Source organism: Streptacidiphilus albus JL83 (assembly GCF_000744705.1).
In the GTDB taxonomy this organism is placed as follows: Bacteria; Actinomycetota; Actinomycetes; order Streptomycetales; family Streptomycetaceae; genus Streptacidiphilus; species Streptacidiphilus albus.
The window spans coordinates 6,513,043-6,534,943 of record NZ_JQML01000001.1 but is presented as its reverse complement, the minus strand read 5'-3'; the positions used below and the strand labels follow the sequence as shown (position 1 = coordinate 6,534,943).

The window sequence follows — 21,901 nt, the reverse complement described above, 5'->3', positions numbered from 1 at the left end:
CCGGTGGAAGGGGTGGGGGTGGGGCGTCGGTTCGTCACTCGTCGCTGTCCTTGCTGCTCTGGCTGACCGCACGGGGACGGGCGGTGTCGCGGTTCTGCACACGGTTGATGTCCCCGCGGCGCACCTGCCCCGGGGCGATCCACTCGACCGGCTTGCGTCGCCGTTCGGAGGACTCGAGTTGCCAGGGTACCGAGACCACCATCACCCCCGGCGTGAACAGCAGCCGGCCCTTCAGCCGGAGCGCGCTCTGGTTGTGCAGCAGGTGCTCGTACCAGTGTCCGACGACGTACTCCGGGATGTAGACGGTGACCACGTCCCTGGGGCTGTCCCGGCGCAGCGCCCGGACGTACTCGACCACCGGACGGGTGACCTCGCGGTAGGGCGAGTCCAGCACCTTCAGCGGGACCTCGATGCCGCGCTGCTCCCAGTCCCGGCGCAGTGTCGCCGTGTCGCCCGGGTCGACGTTGACGGTGACCGCCTCCAGCTTGGAGGTCCGCAGCGAGCGGGAGACCTGGGCGTAGGCGAGGGCGCGCAGGGTCGGCTTGTGCAGCTTGGAGACCAGCACCACCGAGTGCACCCGGGTCGGCAGCAGCTCCTCCTCGGGGCGCTCCTCGGCCGGGACCAGCTCAGCGGAGACCCGGTCGTAGTGGCGGCGGATGGCCTTCATGGTGACGAAGAACACCACCATCAGCAGGCAGGACATCCAGGCGCCGGACATGAACTTGGTGCCGAGGACGACCACCAGGACGCAGGCGGTGCAGCACAGGCCGACGGTGTTGATCACCCGGCTGCGCATCATCCGCCGCCGGACCGCCGGGTCGGTCTCGGTCTTCAGCAGCCTGGTCCAGTGCCGGATCATGCCGGTCTGGCTCATGTTGAACGAGACGAAGACACCGATGATGTAGAGCTGGATCAGCCGGTCGGGGTTGGCCCCGTAGCCGATGATGAAGACGATGGCGACGGCCGCCAGCGCGATGATGCCGTTGGAGAAGGCCAGCCGGTCGCCGCGGGTGTGCAGCTGCCTGGGCAGGTAGCGGTCCTGGGCCAGGATCGAGCCGAGCACCGGGAAGCCGTTGAAGGCGGTGTTGGCGGCGAGCACCAGGATCAGCCCGGTGACGGCGGCGATGAAGTAGAAGCCGGGTGTGAAGTTGCTGAACACCGCCTGGCTGATCTGCGCCAGCGCGGTCTTCTGCTGGTAGCCGGCCGGGGCGCCGATCAGCTGGCTGTTGCTGCCGGCCATGTGCAGACCGGTCAGGTTGCCCATCCAGATGATGCTGATCATCATGATCACCGCCATCACCGCCATCATCAGCAGCGTGGTGGCGGCGTTCTTGCTCTTGGGCTTGCGGAAGGCCGGGACGCCGTTGCTGATCGCCTCGACGCCGGTGAGCGCGGCGCAGCCCGAGGAGAAGGTCTTCAGCAGCAGGAACACCATGGCCAGGCCCGCCAGGTTGCTGTGTCCGGGTTCTGCGACGAGGTGGAAGCCGGCGCTGACGGTGTGCATCTGGGCGCCGAGGAAGTACTTGCGGATCGCCGCGTAGGCCGCCAGCCCCAGGATGCCGATCATGAAGCCGTAGGTCGGGATGGCGAAGGCCGTCCCGGACTCGCGCACCCCGCGCAGGTTCATCCCCATCAAGAGGATGACCAGGGTGACCGAGATGGCGACCTCGTGGCCGTGCAGCGAGGGCACGGCCGAAACCAGGTTGGCCACGCCCGAGGTGGTGGACACGGCCACGGTCAGCACGTAGTCCACCATCAGCGCGGCCGCGACGGTCAGACCGGCGTTGCCGCCGAGGTTGACCGTGGCCACCTCGTAGTCGCCACCGCCGCTGGGATAGGCGTGGACGTTCTGCCGGTAGGAGGCGACCACCACCAGCATGACCAGGGCCACGGTCGCGCCGACCCACCAGGAGTAGTGGATGGTGGAGATCCCGGCCACGGACAGGGCCAGGAAGATCTGCTCCGGGGCGTAGGCCACGGAGGAAAGGGCGTCGGAGGCGAAGACGGGCAGGGCGATCCGCTTCGGCAGCAGCGTCTCGCCCAGCTTGTCGCTCTGGAGTGCGCGTCCGATGAGGATGCGCTTGGGCATGTCGGTGAGTTTGGACACGCTGAGGATGGTAGAGCCTCCCGTTAACGCCTTCTTAACGCCCCTCCCCCTTGCGTCCATCGGGCCCGCGGGAGGAGATAGCAGAAGGTTCCTCGCCATGTACCGAAAAGTGCCTAAGAATCGCAGGATTCATGACGAGACGACCATGCAACCAGAAGCTTTGATCTCGACTCCGTCACGGATTGGTCTCCGCCGCTTGTGAATTTCTGCACGTGGCGGTGGTCGGTGGGGCCCAGCGGCCCGGATGCCCCGGGTTTTCTGGGTAGATCCGCCCCGATTGCGGTGATACTGCTGGTGTGCCATTGCCGCGCGAGGGTGCGACCCTGGTGCGGGCACCCGTCAAGACGGTGCCAAGATCGAGCCGAGACATCACACCGGAAGGACGGTCGTGCACATCGTCATCATGGGTTGCGGGCGGGTGGGTTCTGCCCTCGCACGCACCCTCGAGAAGCAGGGGCACTCGGTCGCCGTAGTCGACCAGGACCCCACGGCGTTCCGCCGTCTCGGTTCGGGCTTCGTCGGCAAGCGGGTCACCGGGGTCGGTTTCGACCAGGACACGCTCCGCGAGGCGGGGATCGAAGAGGCCGACGCCTTCGCTGCGGTGAGCAGCGGCGACAACTCCAACATCATCGCCGCACGCGTGGCCCGGGAGACCTTCGGCGTCGAGAACGTCGCGGCCCGGATCTACGACCCCCGTCGCGCCGAGGTCTACCAGCGCCTGGGCATCCCCACGGTCGCCACCGTCCGCTGGACCGCCGACCAGATGATGCGCCGGCTGCTGCCGAGCGACGTCGAGCCGCACTGGCAGGACCAGAGCGGCGAGCTCCAGCTCGCCGAGGTCCCGGTGGCCGCCGGCTGGATCGGCCACCGGCTGTCCCGGCTGGAGCAGGCCGCCGCGGTCCGGGTGGCCTTCGTCACCCGGCTCGGCGTCGGCACCCTGCCCACGCCCGACATGGTCGTCCAGGACGGCGACCTGGTGCACATGATGACGCGCACCGCCGACCTCAAGGCCGTCGAGGCCGTCTTCGCGAAGGGCCCGGAGGAACACTGATGCGGGTAGCCATTGCCGGGGCCGGTGCGGTGGGACGTTCCATCGCGGGCGAGTTGCTGGAGAACGGCCACGAGGTGCTCCTCGTGGACAAGAACCCGAAGTCCATCTCGGTGGAGCGGGTGCCGCGGGCGGAGTGGCTGCTGGCCGACGCCTGCGAGATCACGGCGCTGGACGAGGCGGCGCTGCAGCGCTGCAACGTCGTCATCGCCGCGACCGGGGACGACAAGGTCAACCTGGTGGTCTCGCTGCTGGCGAAGACCGAGTACGGCGTGCCGCGCGTCGTCGCCCGGGTGAACAACCCCAAGAACGAGTGGCTGTTCAACGAGGCGTGGGGGGTGGACGTGGCGGTGTCCACGCCGCGCCTGATGTCGGCGCTGGTCGAGGAGGCCGTGAGCGTCGGCGACCTGGTCCGGCTGATGCGCTTCAGCCAGGGCGACGCCAACCTGGTGGAGATCACCCTCTCCGCCGACGCCACCGTGGTCGGCACCCGGGTCAGCGGGGTCGTCTGGCCGGAGGACACCGCGCTGGTGACCATCATCCGCGAGGGCCGGGTGCTGGTGCCGAGCGGCGGCGACACCCTGGAGGGCGGCGACGAGCTGCTGTTCGTCTCCACCGCCGAGCGCGAGAGCGAGCTGGAGGCGCTGCTGGGCGCCGTGGCGGAGCCGCAGCAGGGCTGATCGCCCGGAGCAGCAGCAGGGGCGGGCCGCGTCGGAAACGACGCGGCCCGCCCCTGCTTCGTACGGCGCCGGTCAGCGGCGCTCGGGCGCGTGGTCCGGCGCGTGGTCCGGCGTCTGCTCGGGTAGCTGCTCCGGCCAGTCGACCAGGTCCTCGACCGAGGTCTCCGGCTCCGCGTCCGACGCCGACTCCGGCGCTTCCTCCTGGGCCACCTTGATGGGCGGCGGGGCCTTGGAGAGGATCAGCCAGGACAGGTAGATCGCCACCAGCCACGGCGGCACGCCGAGGCCGATCTTGGCGACGCCGAGCCAGGTCACGTTCCCGGCCCAGTACAGCGGGAAGAGGATGGCCGCCCGCAGCGCGAACAGCGCCACCCAGACCCAGGTCGCCTTGGTGTACGCGGCCAGCCGGCCGGGGTTCTGGGTCCGCCAGGTCATGTTCTCGCCGAGGATCGGGCCGAGGAACACCCCGATCAGCGGCCAGCGCACCACCGCCGAGATCGCGTAGGCGATCCCGAGCGCCACCCCGTAGATCATCGACGGCAGGTAGAAGTCCTGCGCCTTGCCGGACTTCATCGCGATGTACGCGCTGATGGCCACGCCGAGGACGCCGCCGAAGGCGTGCTTCAGGGTCTCCCGGCGCGCCAGCCGGACGACGGCCAGCAGCAGCGTCAGGCCGAAGGCCGAGTACGAGGAGAGGCCGAGGTTCTTGGTGACCGTGAAGACCACGACGAAGGCGAAGCCGGGCACGGTCATGTCGACCATGCCGCGGACCCCGCCGAAGGCGTCGATCAGCGAGGTGTCGACCCCGGTCCCGCCGCCCGCGCCGTCAGGCTCGGCCCCGCCGTCGGGCCCGGCGCCCGTCCTGCCGCCGCCCCCGTGCTTGCCGCCACCGCTCACGCGTGCCTACTCCGATCCGACGGGGCGCAGCTCGTACCGGGGGTTGAAGAGCACCCGGCGGCCCCGCTGATGGCTGATACGGCCGTGGGCGACCAGTCGGCGCCCCGGTTCGATCCCGGTGATGGACCTGCGTCCCAGCCAGACCACGTCCAGCGAGTCGCTGCCGTCGAAGAGCTCGGCCTCCAGGGCCGGCACGCCGGCCCGTGGCCGCAGCGTGACGGCGCGCAGGGTGCCGCTCACGCTCACCTCCTGGCGGTCCTGGCAGGAGGCTATGGGCGTGCAGCCCTGCTCCTCGGCGTGCTGGCGGAGTTCCTCCGCCTGGAGGTCCTCGCTGCTCGCCGCGAGCCGGCTGAACATGCGTCGCAGGCGCCCCTGCTGCCGGTCGTTGCGGATGTCACCACTCATGCCCGAAGAGTACCGGTCCCGAGCCTGCGGGAGCACCCGGCGGGCCCCTGCGGTGACCCGACCGGAGGCTCCTCCGTCCTGGCGTTCGACACTCGGCCCCCGGTTCGGGGCTAGCGCTCGAAGCGGTAGCCCATGCCGGGCTCGGTGATGAAGTGCCGCGGGTGCGCCGGGTCGACCTCCAGCTTGCGGCGCAGCTGGGCCAGGTAGACCCGAAGGTAGTTGGTCTCGGTGCCGTAGGCGGGGCCCCAGACCTCCTTGAGCAACTGCTTCTGGCTGACCAGTCGGCCCGCGTTGCGGACCAGGATCTCCAGCAGGTGCCACTCGGTCGGGGTGAGCCGGATGTCGGCGTCGTCCCGGGTGACCCGCTTGGCGACCAGGTCCACGGTGAACGAGGAGGTGGCGACCACGGCCTCGTCGGCCTCGGTCCCGGCCGGGTCGGCCCGGCGGACGGCGGCCCGCAGCCGGGCCAGCAGCTCGTCCATGCCGAAGGGCTTGGTGACGTAGTCGTCCGCGCCGGCGTCCAGGGCCTCGACCTTCTCGTCCGAGGCGTGCCGGGCGGAGAGCACGATGATCGGGATCTTGGTCCAGCCGCGCAGGCCCTTGATCACCTCGGTGCCGTCCATGTCGGGCAGGCCGAGGTCGAGCAGGACCACGTCGGGGTGGCGGGCCGCCGCCAGCTCCAGGGCGGAGGCGCCGTCATGGGCGGCGTCCACCTCGTAGGCACGGGCCCGCAGGTTGATCACCAGGGCACGGACGATCTGCGGCTCGTCGTCGACTACCAGGACCCGCGTCATGCGCTGCCTTCCACTTCTTCCGTCGTTGCTGCTGTCGTTGCTGCCGGGACCGCCTGTCCGGCGACCGGGACCGGCAGCGCGAGCAGGGTGAAGACCATGGTCAGGCCCCCACCCGGGGTGTCCTCGGCGGTCAGGGTGCCGCCCATCGCCTCGACGAAGCCGCGGGCGACGGCGAGGCCGAGGCCCACGCCCACCCCGCGCGGCGCGTCGCCGAAGCGCTGGAAGGGCTCGAAGACCTTCTCCTTGGCCTCGTCCGGTATCCCCGGGCCGGTGTCGGCCACCCGGACCTCCAGCCGGTCGCCCTGGCCGAATATCCGCAGGTGGCTGCCGGAGACCAGGACCCGGCCCGAGTCGTTGTACTTCACCGCGTTCTCGATGACGTTGGCGAGCGCCCGCTCCAGCAGCCCCGGGTCGCCCTCGACCATCGGCAGGTCCTCGGGGATGTCGGTGCGCACCGAGTCGGCCGCCACCCCGCGCAGGGCGAAGGGCACCACCTCGTCCAGGTCGAACTCGCGGACCAGCGGGACCACCGAGCCGGTCTGCAGCCGGCTCATGTCGAGCAGGTTGCCGATCAGGTGGTCGAGCCGGTCGGCGCCGTCCTCGATCCCGGCGAGCAGTTCGGCCTCGTCCTCCGGCGTCCACCGGACGTCCTCGGCCCGGAGCGAGGAGACCGACGCCTTGATGCTCGCCAGCGGCGTGCGGAGGTCGTGCGAGACGGCCGCCAGCAGCGCGGTGCGGATCCGGTTGCCCTCCGCCAGCCGCCGGGCGTCGGCGGCCTGCTCGCTCAGCCGACGGCGCTCCAGCACCACCGCGGCCTGCGCCGCGAAGGCGCCGAGCACCCGGCGGTCGGCGGCCGGCAGCACCCGCCCGGACAGCGCCAGCGCCAGCCGGTCGCCGACCGGGACGTCGACGTCGGCGTCCTCGGGGCGGCTCACCGGGCGCGGCCCGACCGCCCCGGCGCAGTTCCACGGGCCGAAGTCCTGGCTGCGCTCCAGCAGCGTCACCGACTCCATCTGGAAGGTCTCCCTGACCCGCTCCAGCAGGGCCGGCAGTGCCTTCTCGCCGCTGAGCACGCTCTGCGCCATGAAGCTCAGCGTCTCGGCCTCGGCCTGGCTGCTGGCGGCCTGCGCGGTCCGGTTGGCCGCCAGGTCGACCACGTAGGCGACGGAGAGCGCCACTGCCAGGAAGACCGCCATGGCGACGATGTTCTGCGGGTCGGAGATGGTCAGCGTGTGCACCGGCGGCGTGAAGAACCAGTTCACCAGCAGCGAGCCGACCGCCGCCGAGGCCAGGGCCGGGAAGAGTCCGCCGGTGAGCGCGGCGCCGACGGTCAGGCCGAGGTAGAGCAGCATGTCGGTCTGCTGGTTCGAGCTGTTGTGGACCCACTCGATGATTCCGGTGAGCAGCACCGGCCCGGCGACGCCGAGCAGCCAGCCGGCCGCGCTGCGGGCCGGGCCGAGCCGGGCGATCCGGCGGATCGGCCGCACCCGTCCCTTGGCGACGTGCTCGTGGGTGACGATGTGGACGTCGATGTCGCCGGCCTCCCGGGCGACGGTCGCGCCGACGCCCGGTCCGAGCACCCACTGCCAGGCCTTGCGGCGGCTGCTGCCGAGGACGACCTGGGTGGCGTTGACGCCCCGGGCGAACTCCAGCAGCGACTCGGCCGCGTTGTCGCCGAGGACGGAGTGGAAGCTGCCGCCGAGGTCCTCGACCAGCGACCGCTGCACCGTCAGCTCCTCCGGGGAGGCCCCGGTCAGGCCGTCGCTCTTGGCGACGTAGACGGCGAGCAACTCGCTGCCGGAACCCTTGGCGGCGATCCGGGCGGCCCGGCGGATCAGCGTCCGGCCCTCGGGCCCGCCGGTCAGCCCGACCACGATCCGCTCCCGGGCCTGCCAGGTCGAGTCGATGTGGTTCTCGGCGCGGTAGCGCTGGAGGTACTCGTCGACCCGGTCGGCGGTCCACAGCAGCGCCAGCTCGCGCAGCGCGGTGAGGTTGCCGGGGCGGAAGTAGTTGGCGAGCGCCGCGTCGACCTTCTCCGGGGCGTAGACGTTGCCGTGGGCGAGCCGTCGGCGCAGCGCCTCGGGGGCCATGTCGACCAGTTCGATCTGGTCGGCCCGGCGGACCGCCTCGTCCGGCACGGTCTCCTGCTGGCGGATGCCGGTGATGCCCTCGACGGCGTCGCCCAGGGACTCCAGGTGCTGGATGTTGACGGCGGAGATGACGTCGATCCCGGCGTCCAGCAGCTCCTGGATGTCCTGCCAGCGCTTGGCGTTGCGGGAGCCGGGGATGTTGGTGTGGGCGAGCTCGTCGACCAGGGCGACGGCGGGCTTGCGGGCGAGCACCGCGTCCACGTCCATCTCGGTGAAGTCCGAGCCCCGGTAGGTCAGCGTGCGCCTGGGCACGACCTCCAGGCCGTCCTGCAGCTCGCGGGTGTGGACCCGGCCGTGGTCCTCGACGAAGCCCACCACGACATCGGTGCCGCGGTCCGAGCGGCGGCGCGCCTCGCCGAGCATGGCGCAGGTCTTGCCGACCCCGGGTGCCGCCCCGAGATAGATCCTCAGCCTGCCGCGAGCCATGTCCGTCCTTGCTCAGTGATCCGCGCAGCCGTGTCAGGTTCTGCCGTCCTCCGCGGCGCACTCCTGCGCACCGGGCTTCCAGCCGAGCGTACGGGAACATCCGATCGACCAGCACGGACCGGTACCTCCCCGGATTGCCTTTAGCGGCATCTTGACGAGAGCGCCGGGCCGTCCGACCCACGGCCGTGCCTCTGGCCGAGGCCGGAACCCGGTGCGAGGATCGGCCGGAGGACGCACTCCGCCCGCGACCCGAGGGGACCGCAATGACGCAGCTCCACGATTTGACCGCACTGGAACAGGGTGAGTTGATCAGCGCCGGGAAGCTCTCCCCGGTCGAGCTGACCGACCACTACCTGGAGCGGATCGACCGGCTGAACGCCACCGTCGGCGCCTACATCACGGTGACCCCGGAGGCGGCCAGGAGGCAGGCCGCGGCGGCCGAGCAGGAGTCCGCGGCGGCCCGGGCCGAGGGGCGGGCGCTGTCGCCGCTGCACGGCGTGCCGGTACCGGTGAAGGACCTCAACTTCGTCGCCGGCGTCCGCGCGACCCTGGGCTCGGCGGCCTTCGCCGAACAGGTCCCCACCGTCGACGACCACGTGGTCACCCGGCTCCGCGCGGCCGGGACGATCATGCTCGCCAAGTCCAACACCCCCGAGTTCGGCCTGCCCTGCTACACCGAGAACCAGATCGCGCCGCCGGCCCGGACCCCGTGGAGCCTGGAGCACTCGGCCGGGGGCTCCAGCGGGGGCGCGGCGGCCGCCGTCGCCGCCGGGCTGGCCCCGCTGGCGCACGGCAGCGACGGCGGAGGCTCGGTCCGGATCCCCGCCTCGGTCTGCGGGCTCTACGGCATCAAGCCGAGCCGGGGCCGGATCAGCGGCGGCCCGACCCTGTACGACGTCAGTGGCCTCAGCACCAGCGGCCCGCTGGCCCGGACCGTCGCCGACGCCGCCGCGCTGCTGGACGTGATGGCCGGGCCGATGCCGGGCGACTGCTTCACCGCCCCGCCGCTGCCCCCGGGCGAGACCTTCCTGGACCAGGCCGCCCGGGAGCCGGGCAAGCTGCGGATCGCGGTGCTGGCCACGCCGCCGGTGCCCGGCATCGCGGTCCACCCGGACTGCGCCGCGGCGACCGAGGACGCCGCCGGGCTGCTCTCCGTGCTGGGCCACCGGGTCACCCCGCTGGAGTTCCCGGCCGACGACACCATGCGCCGGGTCTTCGAGCAGGTCTGGGCGGTGATGGCGGCACAGCGCCCGGTCCCGCCCGAGCAGGAGGAGCTGCTGATGCCGCTCACCCGGTTCCTGCGGGCGAAGGGCCGCGAGGTCTCCGGCTCCGACTTCGCCACCGCGCTCTACACCTTCCGGGTGATCGGGACGCTGGTGGCCACGCTCCAGCAGGAGTACGACGTCATCCTCACCCCGACCCTGGCCCAGCCGCCGGCCCTGGTCGGCGGGCTGCGCCACGACGAGGACCCGGCCGAGGAGTTCGCCGCGCTCACCGCCTTCACCCCGTTCACGCCGCTCTACAACGCCACCGGACAGCCGGCGGTCAGCCTTCCGCTGCACTGGAACCCGGAGGGTCTGCCGATCGGCGTGATGCTGGCCGGCCGCTACGGCGAGGAGGCCACGCTGATCCGGCTCTCGGCGCAGCTGGAGCGCGCCCGTCCCTGGGTCGACCGCAAGCCCGCTCTCTGGTAGCCGCGCCGTCGGCCCGGGCGCGCGGCAGCGCGCCCGGGCCGACGGCCGACCCCCGGCTCAGCCCTCGACGATCTGACCGTCCCTCAGGTCGAGCACCCGGTCCGCCAGTTCCATCAGCTGCGGGTCGTGGGTGGCGACCAGCGCGGTCACCCCCTCGCTGCGGACGACCGCCCGCAGCAGCTGCATGATGGCGCGTCCGGTGTCCGAGTCCAGCTGGCCGGTGGGCTCGTCGGCGATGATCAGCGCCGGCTGGTTGGCCAGCGAACGGGCGATGGCGACCCGCTGCTGCTGGCCGCCGGACAGCTCGCCCGGACGCTGGTTGACGTGGTCGCTCAGGCCGACCAGGGCCAGCAGGTCGGCAACCCGCTCCTCGCGCTCGGCCGGCGCCGTGCGGCGCAGCCGCATCGGCACGCCGACGTTCTCGGCCGCGGTGAGGATCGGGATCAGCCCGAAGGACTGGAAGACGAAGCCGATCCGGTCCCGGCGCAGCGCCAGCAGGCCGTCCTCGCCCAGCTCCTGGAGATCCTGGCCGTCGATGGTGATCCGGCCCGAGCTGGGCCGGTCCAGCCCGCCGAGCAGGTTCAACAGGGTCGTCTTGCCCGAGCCTGAGCGGCCCTTGAGTGCGGTGAGCTCCCCGCGACGGGCGGTGAAGGACACCCCGCGCAGGGCGTGGACAGCGGTCGGGCCGCTGCCGAAGGTCTTGTGCAGGTCCTGGACCTGCACCATCGCCTCGTCGGGCGCGGCCACGGCCGTACCGCCCTCGGGTGCGGGTGCGCTGCTCATAGTTCCCCCTCCTGCTCGGCCGTCGGACCGGCCTTGGTATCGGGCCATACTCCGATGTGATCGGCCTCCAGCGCCAGCCTCACCCGGCGCCGCATTTGCAGCCGGTCGGTGAAATCGCCCGGGAGCTGCAGCCGGCCGTTGCGGTCCAGCACCGCGTACTCCTCGCTGGTGAGCTCCTCCACGCCCTCCTCCGAGGTCGCCAACCGGCGCAGCACCTCGGTCGCGGTGCGGCCGTTGCGGATCCGCACGGTGCGCTGGACCTGCTCGGACACCAGCGCGTCGTGGGTCACGATGACCACGGTCACGCCGAGTTCGGCGTTGGCCCGGCGCAGCGCGGCGAAGATGTCCTCGCTGGTCGCGGTGTCCAGCTCGCCGGTGGGCTCGTCCGCGAGCAGCACCTTCGGCCGGTTGGCGACGGCGACCGCGATGGCGACGCGCTGCTGCTCGCCGCCGGAGATCCGGCTCGGGTTGCGGTCCCGGACGTGGGCGATGCCGAGCAGGTCGAGCAGTTCCTCGGCGCGGGCCCGGCGGTCCTTGCGCGGCAGTCCGCCGTACGCCATCGGCAGCATGACGTTCTCGACGGCGGTGAGGTAGGGCAGCAGGTTGCGGGCGGTCTGCTGCCAGACGAAGCCGACCGTCCCGCGCCGGTAGGCGAGCCGGTCCCGGCGCTTCATGGCCAGCAGGTCGTAGCCGGCCACCTCGGCCGCGCCGGCCGTGGGCACGTCCTGTCCGGAGAGGATGCCCAGCAGGGTGGACTTCCCGGATCCCGAGGCGCCGATCACGGCGATCATCTCGCCGTCCGCGACCGAGAGGTCGAGTCCCTGCAGGGCCTGCACCTCGACCCCCTCGGTCTGGTAGATCCGAACCAGGTTCTCGCAGACGATCAGGCCGTGCTCGCGCTCGGGGGCGCCGGAGAGCGCGGCCCGGCGGCGCAGTTCCGCCAGGTCGGGCTGGCCGTCCGGGTCGGCGGCGGCCGCACCGGCCCCGGTGCCGACCCGGCCGACGGTGTTGTCGATGGTCACTGCTCCCCCATTCGCTGTCGGCCTGTTCACTGTCGGCCTGTTCACTGTCGGCCCGTTCGCTGTCGGCCCGTTCACTGCTCGCCCAGCCTCAGGACGGACTCCAGCCGCCGCAGCCTGGCGACGGCGGTCTCGACCGCTGCCGCCCCGAGCACCAGCAGGGCCAGTCCGGCGCCCAGCACCAGGGTCAGCGAGTAGTCGGTGTGCAGGGCGGGACCGGTCGGCCCGCCGGTGAACTGCTGGATCTGCAGGGCCGGTCCGAGTACCCGGGGCACGACCAGGCCGAGCAGCACGCCCCCGGCGGCGGCCGCGGCGGCCAGCGGGACCAGCTGCAGGATCTGCAGTCCGGCCGCGCCCCGGCTCGCGAGGCCCAGGGTGCGCAGGTAGGAGGTGGTGCGCCCGCGTTCGCGCGCGGTGAGCACCAGTTCCAGCGCCACCGCCAGCAGCGCGAACAGCACCGCCAGCGCCGTGCAGACGGTGTAGATCCGGCCGACGGCCCGGGTGAGGCCGTCGGTGCGCAGAGCCGTGAGGACGTCGGACTGGAGCTGCACATCGGTCTGCGGGGCCTGGAGCGCGGTGGCGGCGGCTGCCCGCAGCGCGGCGGGCGCGGCCCCCGGGCGGGCCCAGAGCAGCGCGGCGGTGCTGCCGGACGACTGCAGCGGCAGCACCGCGTCGTCCGCGGTGGTGCCGACCAGCAGCAGGGTGCCGGGCGGCTGCTGGTCCAGCAGCGGGCCGAGGACCGGGTCCAGCTGGGCGGCCCGGTCGAGGGTGCCCTCGGGCCTCACCCGGGTCGGGTGGTGCCCGCTGACCGCCGCGATGGCATTGGCGCTGTAGGTGCCGGTCTGCTCCCGGTGGTCCGCGATGGCGGCGACCGCCAGCACCGGCAGGACGTCGCTGCCGTCGCCCAGTTGGGTGATCGGCCCGGCGGCGAGCGCGCTCAGCTGGGCGGCCAGCGGCGATCCCGGCTCGGCGGCGGCCAGCGCCTTCGGGTCGAGGGTGACCAGGGCGACGGGGTTGAAGATCTGGCCGTCGCCGTCCCCGGTGAGGTTGACCACCCGCAGGTTCTCGACCAGCTCGGCCCGGACCGCCCCGGGTCCGGCCAGGCCGGGTGCGACGGCGCCGGGGGCGATGTTCCCGGCGGCGACCGAGACCGCGTCCGCGCCGGTGGTCCACCGGGCGCCGACGGCGGTGCCGTCCTGGATCGAGCGGGAGATCAGGCCGCCGAAGACGGCGGTGCCCAGGGTGAGCACCAGGACGAACAGCGCGAGGCTGGTGGCCGGCGCGTCCCGGCCGGCCCGGCGCAGGCCGACGAAGGCGACCGTGCCGCCGCCCCGGCGGGCCCAGGCGGCCAGCAGCCGCAGCACCACCGGGTAGAGCCTGACCAGGACCAGCACCGTCGTCAGCGCCACCAGCACCGGCACGGTGCTGAGTTGGACGTCGATCCCGCCGCCGGTACTGCCGCCGCTGCTGCCGCGCACCCGCAGCGCGGTCACCCCGGCGACACAGAGCAGCACCCCGGTGCCCTCCAGCACGTAGCGGCGGGCGGCGACGGGCCGTCGCTGCCGGGAACGCCGGGCGGTGCCCGGCTCCCTGACGGTGTACCAGGTGAGCAGCGGGACCAGCAGCACGGCCGCCGCCACGCTGCCGATCGCGAGCGCGGGCAGCGGATGTCCCGAGGTGCCCGAGGGGGCGAGGGGCCGGCCCAGGATCCAGCCCCCGCCCCGGCCAGGAGGGCGACCGGAACCGTGGTCGCCATGCGGGAGAGCAGGAGTTCGGTGGTGGAGGCGCCGCGCGAGCGCCGGAGCACCAGGTCGCCGGACCGGCGGCGGAGCAGCAGCCGGACCGCGACCACGACCGTGGCCAGGCCGACGGCCAGCAGCGAGGCCACCGCGAACGAAGCCAACGCCTCGAACTGCCGGTTCTCCTGGGCGAAGGCGGTGAGCAGCGGCGTCGCCGTGTCGTTGACGGCGAAGGTGGTGACGGTCTGGCCGTCGAGGCTGCACTCGGGGTTCCCGTTGCCGTCGAGCGCCCCGCACCAGCCCTGCTGGAGGCTGTTGCCCAGGGTGGCGAGCGCGGTGACGACCGGCGCGCTGCGGGCGTTGGCGGCCCGGCCCAGGTCCATCCGGTAGTACCAGTCGACCGGGAAGTAGCCGAAGCCGTCCGTGCTGACGCTGTCCGCGGCTCCGGCCCCGACCAGGCCCTGGACCACCAGCGGCGAGGGCTGGCCGGGCACGGTCGGCGTCTCCACCTGGACCTGGTCCAGCTCGGCCTGCGCGGTCCAGAAGTCGTCGCCGGTGTCGACCGGCCGGTAGATGCCGCTCAGCCGGTAGGAGAGGGGCGCGTTCTGGTCGGCGTCGGTCCGCGAGGCGACCTGGAACCGCTCGCCGACGCTCAGCCCGAGCGCCCGGGCCTGGGCCTGGGAGAGGGCGATGTCCGGCGCGGCGCCCTTCGCCACGGCGGCGGCGGAGGGCGCCTGCCCCTGGACGTAGCGGACGTGCGCGTCGGCGTCGCTCACCCAGAGCGGCTGCAGCGACACGTCGCCGTAGCCGTCGGCCAGGGCGGTGGTCGAGAGGTAGTCGCCCCAGGGCAGGGCGAGGGTGGTCCGCTCCGGGTGGGTCGTCGGGCCGAGCACCGGCCCGAACGACCCGGCCAGGTCCCGGCCGCTGTCCGGCAGCACCGTGCGGAGCGGCACCGCGGGGGCCGCGGAGGCCGGGTAGCCGGCCGCCACGTCCAGGGTGAACTGGCCGGCGACGTCGAGCAGCGGGCCGTTGCGCTGGGCGGCGGTGATCCGCTGGCTCAGCGCGGTGTCCTGTTGGCGTGCCAGCAGCAGCGGCCCGGCCGAGCCGAGTGCGGCCAGCACCAGCACCAGGACCGCGAGGCAGCCGAGGAGCGGCAGGTCGCTCCGGGACTCCCGGCGGACCAGTGCGCCGAAGATCCTGATGTCGCTGCTCATGCGTCCTCCCCCGCCCGCAGCGTACGGACCAGGTCGACCCGGGCGAGCAGCCTCGACATGGAGATGACGACCAGCCAGATGACGCCGGCGGTGGCGACCGCGGTGGCCCCCACCGTGAGCCAGTCCACCCGGACCAGCATCGACGGGAACGGTGGACTCCCGTCGTCGTCGACCACGACCCTGGGCAGGATCGCGGCGGCGAGGCCGACCCCGATCAGGGCCCCGGGCACCACGGCGAAGAGCACGACCGCCAACTGCTCGGCCCGGAGCAGGGTGGCGAGCCGACGGCTCGGTGTGCCCATCGCCCGCAGCAGGGCGAACTCGCGGCGGCGCTCGCGGGTGGAGACCACCGCGTGGACGGTGAAGCCGATCACCGCGAAGGCCGGTGCCAGCAGTCGGCAGAGCGCCAGCACGGTGCGCATCCCGGAGCGGAAGGGGTCGGCCTCCAGCTGCGCCTGCACCTGCGGAGTGGTCTGCGCGCTGCCGAGCCCCGGGGCCCCGGCGATCGCGGCGGCGGTGGCGGCGGGCGCGCCGCTGCTGAGCCACCAGTCGGTGGCGGGCTGCACCACGGCGCCGGCCTGGTCCGAGGCGGCGGCCAGGGCCCGCTGGTCGACCAGCAGGTGCCCGCCGGCACTGCCGACCCCGGGGATGTCGTGGACCACCCCGACGATCAGCACCTGGATCCCGTGGTCCTGGTCGAGCTGGAGCGGGAGCGCCGCTCCGACCTGCAGGTTCTCGGCGTGGAGGAAGGCGTCGTCGGCCAGGGCCGGTACCGCGAGCTGCTCGGCCGGCTGCTCGGCGGAGAGCTCGACCGCCTCGGAGCCGGCGATGCCGCCGGGCGCACCGGTGGTGAACACCGCCTCCAGCGCGGGTCCGCCGGCCCTCCCGCCGCCGACGCTGCAGATCTGGGTGACGTTCCCGCTGATCCGGCCCTGCGGGCCGCAGGGCTGGAACGGCAGGTCTCCCTGCAGCACCGGGGTGCGGTCGGTCCAGGACACGTGCGCCGGCAGCACGGAGGCCGCGGCGTCCCCGGCGCTGAAGCGGTCGACCACCAGCCGGTAGGTGGAGGCCGGCTGCGGCGCCCCGCCCGGCGGGATGTCGAACACCGGGACCAGTTGGACCCCGACGATCCGCAGCGGGGCGACCAGCCGGCCGCCGCCGGTGCTGCCGTAGGAGAGGGCGACGGTGCGGGTGGCGCCGTCGGCGGCGGGCAGCACCGCGCTGAGCGACTGGGTCAGCCCTTCGGCGTCCTCGACGGTGACCACGATCGTCGGCGGCGGGGCGGCCGGGTCGGACTCGGTCAGGCTCTCGGTCAGCGACAGCTGCGGGGCGTCGCCGGCGATCGGCAGCCCGTACCCGTGTCCGCCCCCGGCCAGCCCGGCCACCCGGGCCGCGAAGCCCGGACCGGCCAGGTCGCCGCGCAGGGTCGGCAGCGGCGGGGCGGGCAGCGCGGCGCCGACCCGGGTGGTGTCGATGCCGACGATCTCCACGGCGTCACCGGAGGCGGTGGAGACCGGGGTGTCGGTGACCGGGGTGACCGCGGTGACGCCCGGCAGCCGCAGGTAGTCGCGGGCCAGCACGGTCTGCGGGTAGCTGCTGGCCGATCCGGTGTCGACGGCGACGTCCGCGCCGACGGTGAAGGCGGCCTGGTCCCGGGCGAGTCCGTCCAGGCAGGCGATGGCAGTGGTGGAGAGCGCGCCCACGGCCACGGCCAGGCACATCAGCAGCACCGGCCCGGCGTTGCGCGAGGCCCGGCGGCTGAGCTGCCAGCCGGCCAGCGGCAGCACCAGGCCGCGCCGGCGCCGGCCGAAGGCGTCCAGCACCCGGCTGGCCAGCGGCAGCAGCCGGAGCAGCAGCAGCGCGGCGGCGACCGTGCAGGCGACCGGCACCAGCAGCAGCACCGGGTCGACCGAGGTCCCGACCACCGTCGAGTGGTAGTGCAGCAGTTCGAGGTAGCCGAGGACGGCGACCAGCAGCAGCGCCAGGTCCGCACCGATCCGCTGGGCCGCCGCCGCCCGGGCGCCGCGCAGCCGCAGCCGGGCCAGCGGGTCCCGCCCGGAGACCGTCCGCAGCACCGGCACCAGGGTGGCGACGGCGTGGATCAGCACCGTGGCCCCGACCGCGAGCCAGGCGCCGGCGCCGACGGTGTCCAGCGGCATCGGCCCGGACAGCAGCCCGGCGGCGTGCAGCCCGTGCAGCAGCGGCCCCGAGAGGAACGGCGAGACCGCCGCGGCCGGCAGCACCAGCAGCGCCCACTCGGCGGCGGCGCCGCCGACCAGCCGTCCGGCGCCGGCCCCGCGGGTCTGCTGGAGCACCAGCTCGGACTGCCGGTGCTCCACCAGTTGACGTGCCGTCAGCACCAGTGAGACCAGCGCCAGCGCCGCGAGCAGCGCGGCCGGAAGATAGAGCGCGGAGCGGGCCACGACCGTGGTGGTGTCGAGCGAGCCGACGATGCCGGGGATCCCGGACGAGGCCGAGACGCTGAGCAGCTGGGTCCGCTGCCCGTGGAAGACGGAGGTGGCGATGTCGCTCTGGGTGTAGTCGGTCACCCGCTGGTTCAGCAGCGATACCTGGCCGCCGTCCAGCCGGGCGTAGTTCGGCTCGGAGTACCAGAGCGCCCAGATGCCCTGGTTGAAGGCGGCGTTGGCGACCATCGCCCGCGGGCTGACCACCAGCGGACCGGCGGCGAGCGCCCCGCCGCCGTCCGCGTCGTCGGCGACGGCCGGCCAGTAGCCGGGGTCCGCGCCGCCGCCCCGGTAGATCCCGACGACCAGGATCGCGACCGGGTGCCCGTAGGCGTCCACCAGCGGCAGTTGCTCGCCGATGTGCAGCCCGTACTGCTGGGCGAGCACGGTGGGGACGGCGGCCGGGACCGGGCCCCCGGCCCCGGCCGCGTCCGTCCCGGGCCGGTACCCGGGCAGCGAGCGGAAGTCGGCACGGCTCGCGTCGCCGGCGCCCGGCGGCCAGACGCCCTCGACCAGCCCGGCGTGCGCGGCCACGCCCTGGGCGGCCGAGGCGTGCAGCAGGGTCGGCACACCCAGTGGCTTGGGCCCGCCGGGGGCGACGCTCAGCGGGGAGAGTCCGGACAGCGCGATCGAGGTCTGCGCCGGGATGCCCTGGAAGACCCGGGCCAGCGCGGCCTGGACGTCCGCGTCGCCCGAGTCGAAGCCGCCCTGCGCATAGGTCGCCGTGGTCTGGACATTGGTGTTCGGGTCGGCGGCGAGCCGGACGTCCACGCCGGCGTCCACCGCCGAGCCGGCCAGGGAGGCCAGCGAGGCCAGGACGGTGCCGGCCAGCAGGACGATCAGGGCCGCCGCCGCCAGCACCAGTCCGTGGTGCGCGGAACGCCGGACCACCGGCGGCAGGGTGCGGGCGCGCGTGGTCCTGACATCCGTACCGGCCACACTCGTCCCCCGGAATTGCTGGTCTAGACCACAATGGTGGCGACAGCCTGGCGGCTGCCCCTCGCACCTGGCAAGGGGTTTCGGGAAGCAGAAGGACCCGCTCCGGTTGCCCTAAAGGTTGCCCGAGGGGTTGCCCGCTCCGGGCGCACGCGAGGAGGGCCCCGCCGAAGCGGGGCCCTCCTGTCGCAGTGCGCGGTGCTCCGCGCGCGGGGGTCAGCGGATCTCGGTGATCTCCGGACCGCGCTCGAAGGGGTTCATCGGGTCGCCGCTGAAGCGGTTCGGGACCTCCTCGGCGGGCGCCTGCTGCGGCAGCCCGTCCGCCACCATCTGGGCGTCCTCGGGCAGCTTCAGCACGATCGGGTCGCGCGGCGCCATCGGCGTGTCGCCGCGGACCACCACCGTCTCCCGGAAGACCTGCTCCAGCACCTGCGCCGACTCCGGCTGGACCGCGGCCTGGCCGGAGATCACCCCGCGCAGGAACCAGCGCGGACCGTCGCAGCCCACGAAGCGCACCAGCTGGACGCCGTGCTTCCCGTCCGGGAGCTGCACCGGGACCTGGGCCCGCAGGCCCCAGCCCAGCGGGCCCTCCTCGGTGTCGACGATGCCGCCCTGCTGGGTGATGCCCGAGGCGATCTCGTTGCGGACCTCGCCCCAGATCCCCTCGGACCTGGGCGCGGCGAACGCCTGCAACTGGATCGCACTGCTGCCCAGCACCAGGGTGGCCGCGACGATCGAGTCACCGGCGACCTCGACCCGCAGCTCCATGCCATCCACGCCCGGCACCAGCAGACCGCCGAGGTCCACCCGGCCCTCCGCGGCGTTCTCCACCTCGGTGGAGTCCCAGGGGCCGTCGGGGCGCGGCGCCGGCGGCAGCGCCGCCCACTCCTCGTCCTCCCCCTCGGAGTCGACACCTGCGACGTCCTCGCTGTCAGCGGACTGCTCGACGTCGTCCTCGTCCAGGGCGTCCTGGTCAAGGCCGTCGTGCTGATCGACAGCGTCCTCGCTCTTGGCGCGACGACGGAACACGGTCACTGTCCTTCCCGGTCGGGTACCGATGAGATTTCCTGCCCGGCCACGGGGATGCTAACCGCGCCATGGCCGCCCGTCGACCCGAAGCCTCCTTCGGCACGCGCCGACCCCGGCAGTTCCTCCACCTCGTGGAAGCGGACCTTCTCGACCCGCTGGACGACCAGCTGGGCGATCCGGTCCCCACGGCGGAAGACCACCCGCTCGCGCGGGTCGAGGTTGACGACGATCACCTTGATCTCACCACGGTACCCGGCATCGACCGTTCCAGGGGCATTCACGAGCGCCAGACCGCAACGGGCCGCGAGCCCGGACCGCGGGTGCACGAAGGCCGCGTAGCCGTCCGGCAGGGCGATGGCGACCCCGGTGGGGAGCACCGCCCGCTCGCCCGGGGCCAGCTCGGCGTCGACCGTGGTCCTCAGATCGGCCCCGGCATCGCCCGGGTGGGCGTACGCGGGAGCCGGCAGCTCCGGGTCGAGACGGCGCAGCAGCACGTCCACGGGGTCATGGCTCACGGATTCACCTGGCGGGTAGCGGACGGGCGGGCGGTCACGCCCGTGACCTTACAGAACACGGCGGCGCACGCCGAACCGGCGACCCTGTGCGGGAACCCTCAGGAAGCCCGTCCACAATGGGGCCATGTACGACGAACGCCTCACGGCTCCGCCCGCCATGTGGCTGCTCCCGGTGGGCAGCGCCATCTCCTTCGGCCTGATCTTCATGATCTTCGGCCCGGTCCCGGGCCTGATCGGCCTCGTCGCCGGCGGTGCCGCCGCCGCCGTGCTGCTCAGCTCCTACGGCTCCGCCCGGATCCGCGTGGTCCAGGGGCTGCTGGTCGCCGGGGAGGCCCGGATCCCGGTGGAGGCCCTCGGCGAGGCGCACCCGATGGACCGGGAGGAGTCCTTCGCCTGGCGCACCCACAAGGCCAACGGGCGCGCCTTCATGCTGCTGCGCTCCTACATCCCGACCGCCATCCGGGTGGACGTCACCGATCCCAAGGACCCCACCCCGTACGTCTACCTGTCCACCCGGACGCCGGACGCGCTGGCCGAGGCACTGGTGACCGCCCGGGCCGAGGCGGCCCGGCAGACGGCCGCCCAGGGGCAGTAGCCGCCCCGGTCAGCTCCAGTAGTCGCGGTCCAGCGGGGGGCGGCTGCGCAGGTCGCGCCGGATCTCGGCGGCCAGCTTCAGGGTGTCGCGGCGGTTGAGCACCGCTCCCGCCGCGGCGCCGACCATCATCGGCGCGAGCGTGGGCAGACTGCGCAGACCACTGCGGAAGATCCGTTTACGGAGTTGACGGCGCAGTTCGACGCCGCCGGTGAGCGCGGCCACGGAGGCCGGACGGCTGAGGTCGAGACCCCGGCGGTGGCCCCAGACCGCGAGGTAGGCGCCGGTGCGCCGGGCGCCGTTGCCCGGCACGGGCTGGCCGTAGACGGCGTAGAGCTCGGCGATCAGCTTGACCTCCACCGCCGCCACACCGACCACCTCACTGGCGATCTCCACGGTCATCGCGGGCGGCACCGGGAGCATCGCCGCCGCGCCGACACCGGCGCCGACGGTCGCGGCCGCCTTGGCCGCGCCCGAGGTCAGCCGGTCGGCCAGGTCCTCGGGGGTGAGGGCGTCGGGGTGCTGGGCGCGCAGCGCGGCCAGGTCGCGGACCGGGATCCGGGGTGCGGTGTCCATCAGCGTGGTGACCAGGTAGTCCACCACCCGGCCCCGGCCCCGGCGCGCGGCGGGGGCCGCTCCGTCCACGAGGACGGGGTCCGCCGGCGCGGACCCGTCCAGGACGTCCAGCTCGGCGGCGACTCGGAGGAACTCCTCCGCGGGGTCGCCGCCGTGCTGGTCACTTCGGTACTGCTGGGTACTGCTGTCCTGCTGGGAACTGCCGGGTACTGAACGGTTTCTCTGTCGGAACGGCCTCATACGGACCCTCCTACCCGAAATCGTCAGGCTGCGCAGTCCCGGCAGATGGGGTTGCCGTTCTTCTCGCTCGCGAGCTGGCTCCGGTGGTGCACCAGGAAGCAGCTCATGCAGGTGAACTCGTCGGCCTGGCGCGGCAGCACCCGGACCGAGAGCTCCTCGTTGCTGAGGTCCGCGCCGGGCAGTTCCAGGCCTTCTGCGGCCTCGAACTCGTCGACGTCGACCGAGCTGGTCGACTTCTCGTTCCGACGGGCCTTCAGCTCCTCGATGCTGTCCTCGTTGAGGTCGTCATCGGTCTTGCGTGGGGTGTCGTAGTCAGTAGCCATGTCGCTCTCCCCCTTTGGGTGTCTGCGGGTATCTCCAGCGCAGGTAACGCGCGGGGAGCCGGACTTGTGCCCGACCCGAGGGCGAGATTTTGCCTTACTTCAAGGCTCGTTACTCAATCGACACCCGTCCCACCCCTCGAAGAGGTGACTGGAAGGGCATTCCGCCGGGCCGGACGGCGCGCTGTGCCTCGCGTCCCCCTGGGCACTTACCGTGATCATGGCCGCCGGAAACATCCACCACCGATGCGGTACTGCCCTGTCGCCGCAAG

The 21,901-nt window shown here is 73.2% G+C and carries 17 protein-coding genes; 4 read left to right on the top strand and 13 right to left on the bottom strand.

Going from position 1 to position 21,901, the window contains the following annotated elements; translation table 11 throughout:
• Window positions 1-34: 34 nt before the first annotated feature.
• On the bottom strand, window positions 35-2,107 hold the full coding sequence (locus BS75_RS28595; protein ID WP_042436484.1) for an APC family permease: 2,073 nt from the start codon (window positions 2,105-2,107) through the stop codon (window positions 35-37).
• Window positions 2,108-2,495: 388 nt separating this feature from the next.
• Here BS75_RS28595 and BS75_RS28590 point away from each other — a divergent pair, with 388 nt between their 5' ends.
• Complete coding sequence (locus BS75_RS28590) at window positions 2,496-3,158, top strand: potassium channel family protein (protein ID WP_034090316.1); 663 nt, start codon at window positions 2,496-2,498, stop codon at window positions 3,156-3,158.
• Window positions 3,158-3,835 carry a potassium channel family protein gene (locus BS75_RS28585; RefSeq protein WP_034090315.1) on the top strand — a complete coding sequence of 226 codons (678 nt, stop codon included), beginning with the start codon at window positions 3,158-3,160 and terminating at the stop codon, window positions 3,833-3,835. Before BS75_RS28590 ends, BS75_RS28585 begins: the two co-directional genes overlap by 1 nt.
• A gap of 72 nt (window positions 3,836-3,907) precedes the next feature.
• Here the strand turns inward: BS75_RS28585 and BS75_RS28580 are convergent, their stop codons facing one another.
• The 4 genes from BS75_RS28580 to BS75_RS28565 form a co-directional block, all read right to left on the bottom strand.
• Entirely contained in the window at window positions 3,908-4,732 is an 825-nt protein-coding gene (locus BS75_RS28580) for a DUF3159 domain-containing protein (protein WP_063771385.1), read from the bottom strand.
• Between the two features lie 6 nt (window positions 4,733-4,738).
• Window positions 4,739-5,137, bottom strand: a complete 399-nt coding sequence (locus BS75_RS28575) for an OB-fold nucleic acid binding domain-containing protein (protein WP_034090314.1) — start codon at window positions 5,135-5,137, stop codon at window positions 4,739-4,741.
• Window positions 5,138-5,247: 110 nt separating this feature from the next.
• Window positions 5,248-5,931, bottom strand: coding sequence for a response regulator (locus BS75_RS28570; RefSeq protein ID WP_034090313.1), 684 nt, complete (start codon window positions 5,929-5,931; stop codon window positions 5,248-5,250).
• Window positions 5,928-8,507 (bottom strand): sensor histidine kinase, encoded by a 2,580-nt coding sequence (locus tag BS75_RS28565; protein ID WP_034090312.1) that lies wholly within the window; start codon window positions 8,505-8,507, stop codon window positions 5,928-5,930. Before BS75_RS28565 ends, BS75_RS28570 begins: the two co-directional genes overlap by 4 nt.
• A 263-nt stretch (window positions 8,508-8,770) precedes the next feature.
• Here BS75_RS28565 and BS75_RS28560 point away from each other — a divergent pair, with 263 nt between their 5' ends.
• Entirely contained in the window at window positions 8,771-10,201 is a 1,431-nt protein-coding gene (locus tag BS75_RS28560; protein ID WP_034090311.1) for an amidase, read from the top strand.
• A gap of 57 nt (window positions 10,202-10,258) precedes the next feature.
• Here BS75_RS28560 and BS75_RS28555 read toward each other — a convergent pair whose 3' ends face one another.
• The 6 genes from BS75_RS28555 to dut form a co-directional block, all read right to left on the bottom strand.
• Window positions 10,259-10,984: an ABC transporter ATP-binding protein gene (locus BS75_RS28555; RefSeq protein ID WP_034090310.1), complete on the bottom strand. Its 726-nt coding sequence runs from the start codon at window positions 10,982-10,984 to the stop codon at window positions 10,259-10,261.
• The gene (locus tag BS75_RS28550; RefSeq protein WP_034093952.1) at window positions 10,981-11,928 is read right to left on the bottom strand and encodes an ABC transporter ATP-binding protein; all 948 of its coding nucleotides are present in this window, start codon (window positions 11,926-11,928) and stop codon (window positions 10,981-10,983) included. Before BS75_RS28550 ends, BS75_RS28555 begins: the two co-directional genes overlap by 4 nt.
• Before the next feature lie 149 nt (window positions 11,929-12,077).
• Complete coding sequence (locus tag BS75_RS48570) at window positions 12,078-13,643, bottom strand: hypothetical protein (protein WP_034090309.1); 1,566 nt, start codon at window positions 13,641-13,643, stop codon at window positions 12,078-12,080.
• A gap of 1,309 nt (window positions 13,644-14,952) precedes the next feature.
• The gene (locus tag BS75_RS28540; RefSeq protein ID WP_052069762.1) at window positions 14,953-18,360 is read right to left on the bottom strand and encodes an ABC transporter permease; all 3,408 of its coding nucleotides are present in this window, start codon (window positions 18,358-18,360) and stop codon (window positions 14,953-14,955) included.
• Between the two features lie 213 nt (window positions 18,361-18,573).
• The gene (locus BS75_RS28535; RefSeq protein WP_034093950.1) at window positions 18,574-19,386 is read right to left on the bottom strand and encodes a DUF3710 domain-containing protein; all 813 of its coding nucleotides are present in this window, start codon (window positions 19,384-19,386) and stop codon (window positions 18,574-18,576) included.
• A 2-nt stretch (window positions 19,387-19,388) separates the two neighbouring features.
• The gene (dut, locus tag BS75_RS28530; RefSeq protein ID WP_231607916.1) at window positions 19,389-19,901 is read right to left on the bottom strand and encodes a dUTP diphosphatase; all 513 of its coding nucleotides are present in this window, start codon (window positions 19,899-19,901) and stop codon (window positions 19,389-19,391) included.
• 124 nt (window positions 19,902-20,025) lie between these two features.
• On the opposite strand from dut, the gene BS75_RS28525 reads away from it, so the two are divergent.
• Window positions 20,026-20,496: a DUF3093 domain-containing protein gene (locus tag BS75_RS28525; RefSeq protein ID WP_034090307.1), complete on the top strand. Its 471-nt coding sequence runs from the start codon at window positions 20,026-20,028 to the stop codon at window positions 20,494-20,496.
• Window positions 20,497-20,505: 9 nt separating this feature from the next.
• Here the strand turns inward: BS75_RS28525 and BS75_RS28520 are convergent, their stop codons facing one another.
• Together BS75_RS28520 and BS75_RS28515 are read right to left on the bottom strand one after the other, a co-directional pair.
• Window positions 20,506-21,309 carry a hypothetical protein gene (locus tag BS75_RS28520; protein WP_052069761.1) on the bottom strand — a complete coding sequence of 268 codons (804 nt, stop codon included), beginning with the start codon at window positions 21,307-21,309 and terminating at the stop codon, window positions 20,506-20,508.
• Between the two features lie 23 nt (window positions 21,310-21,332).
• Window positions 21,333-21,632, bottom strand: coding sequence for a DUF4193 domain-containing protein (locus BS75_RS28515; protein ID WP_030258984.1), 300 nt, complete (start codon window positions 21,630-21,632; stop codon window positions 21,333-21,335).
• Window positions 21,633-21,901 lie beyond the last annotated feature (269 nt).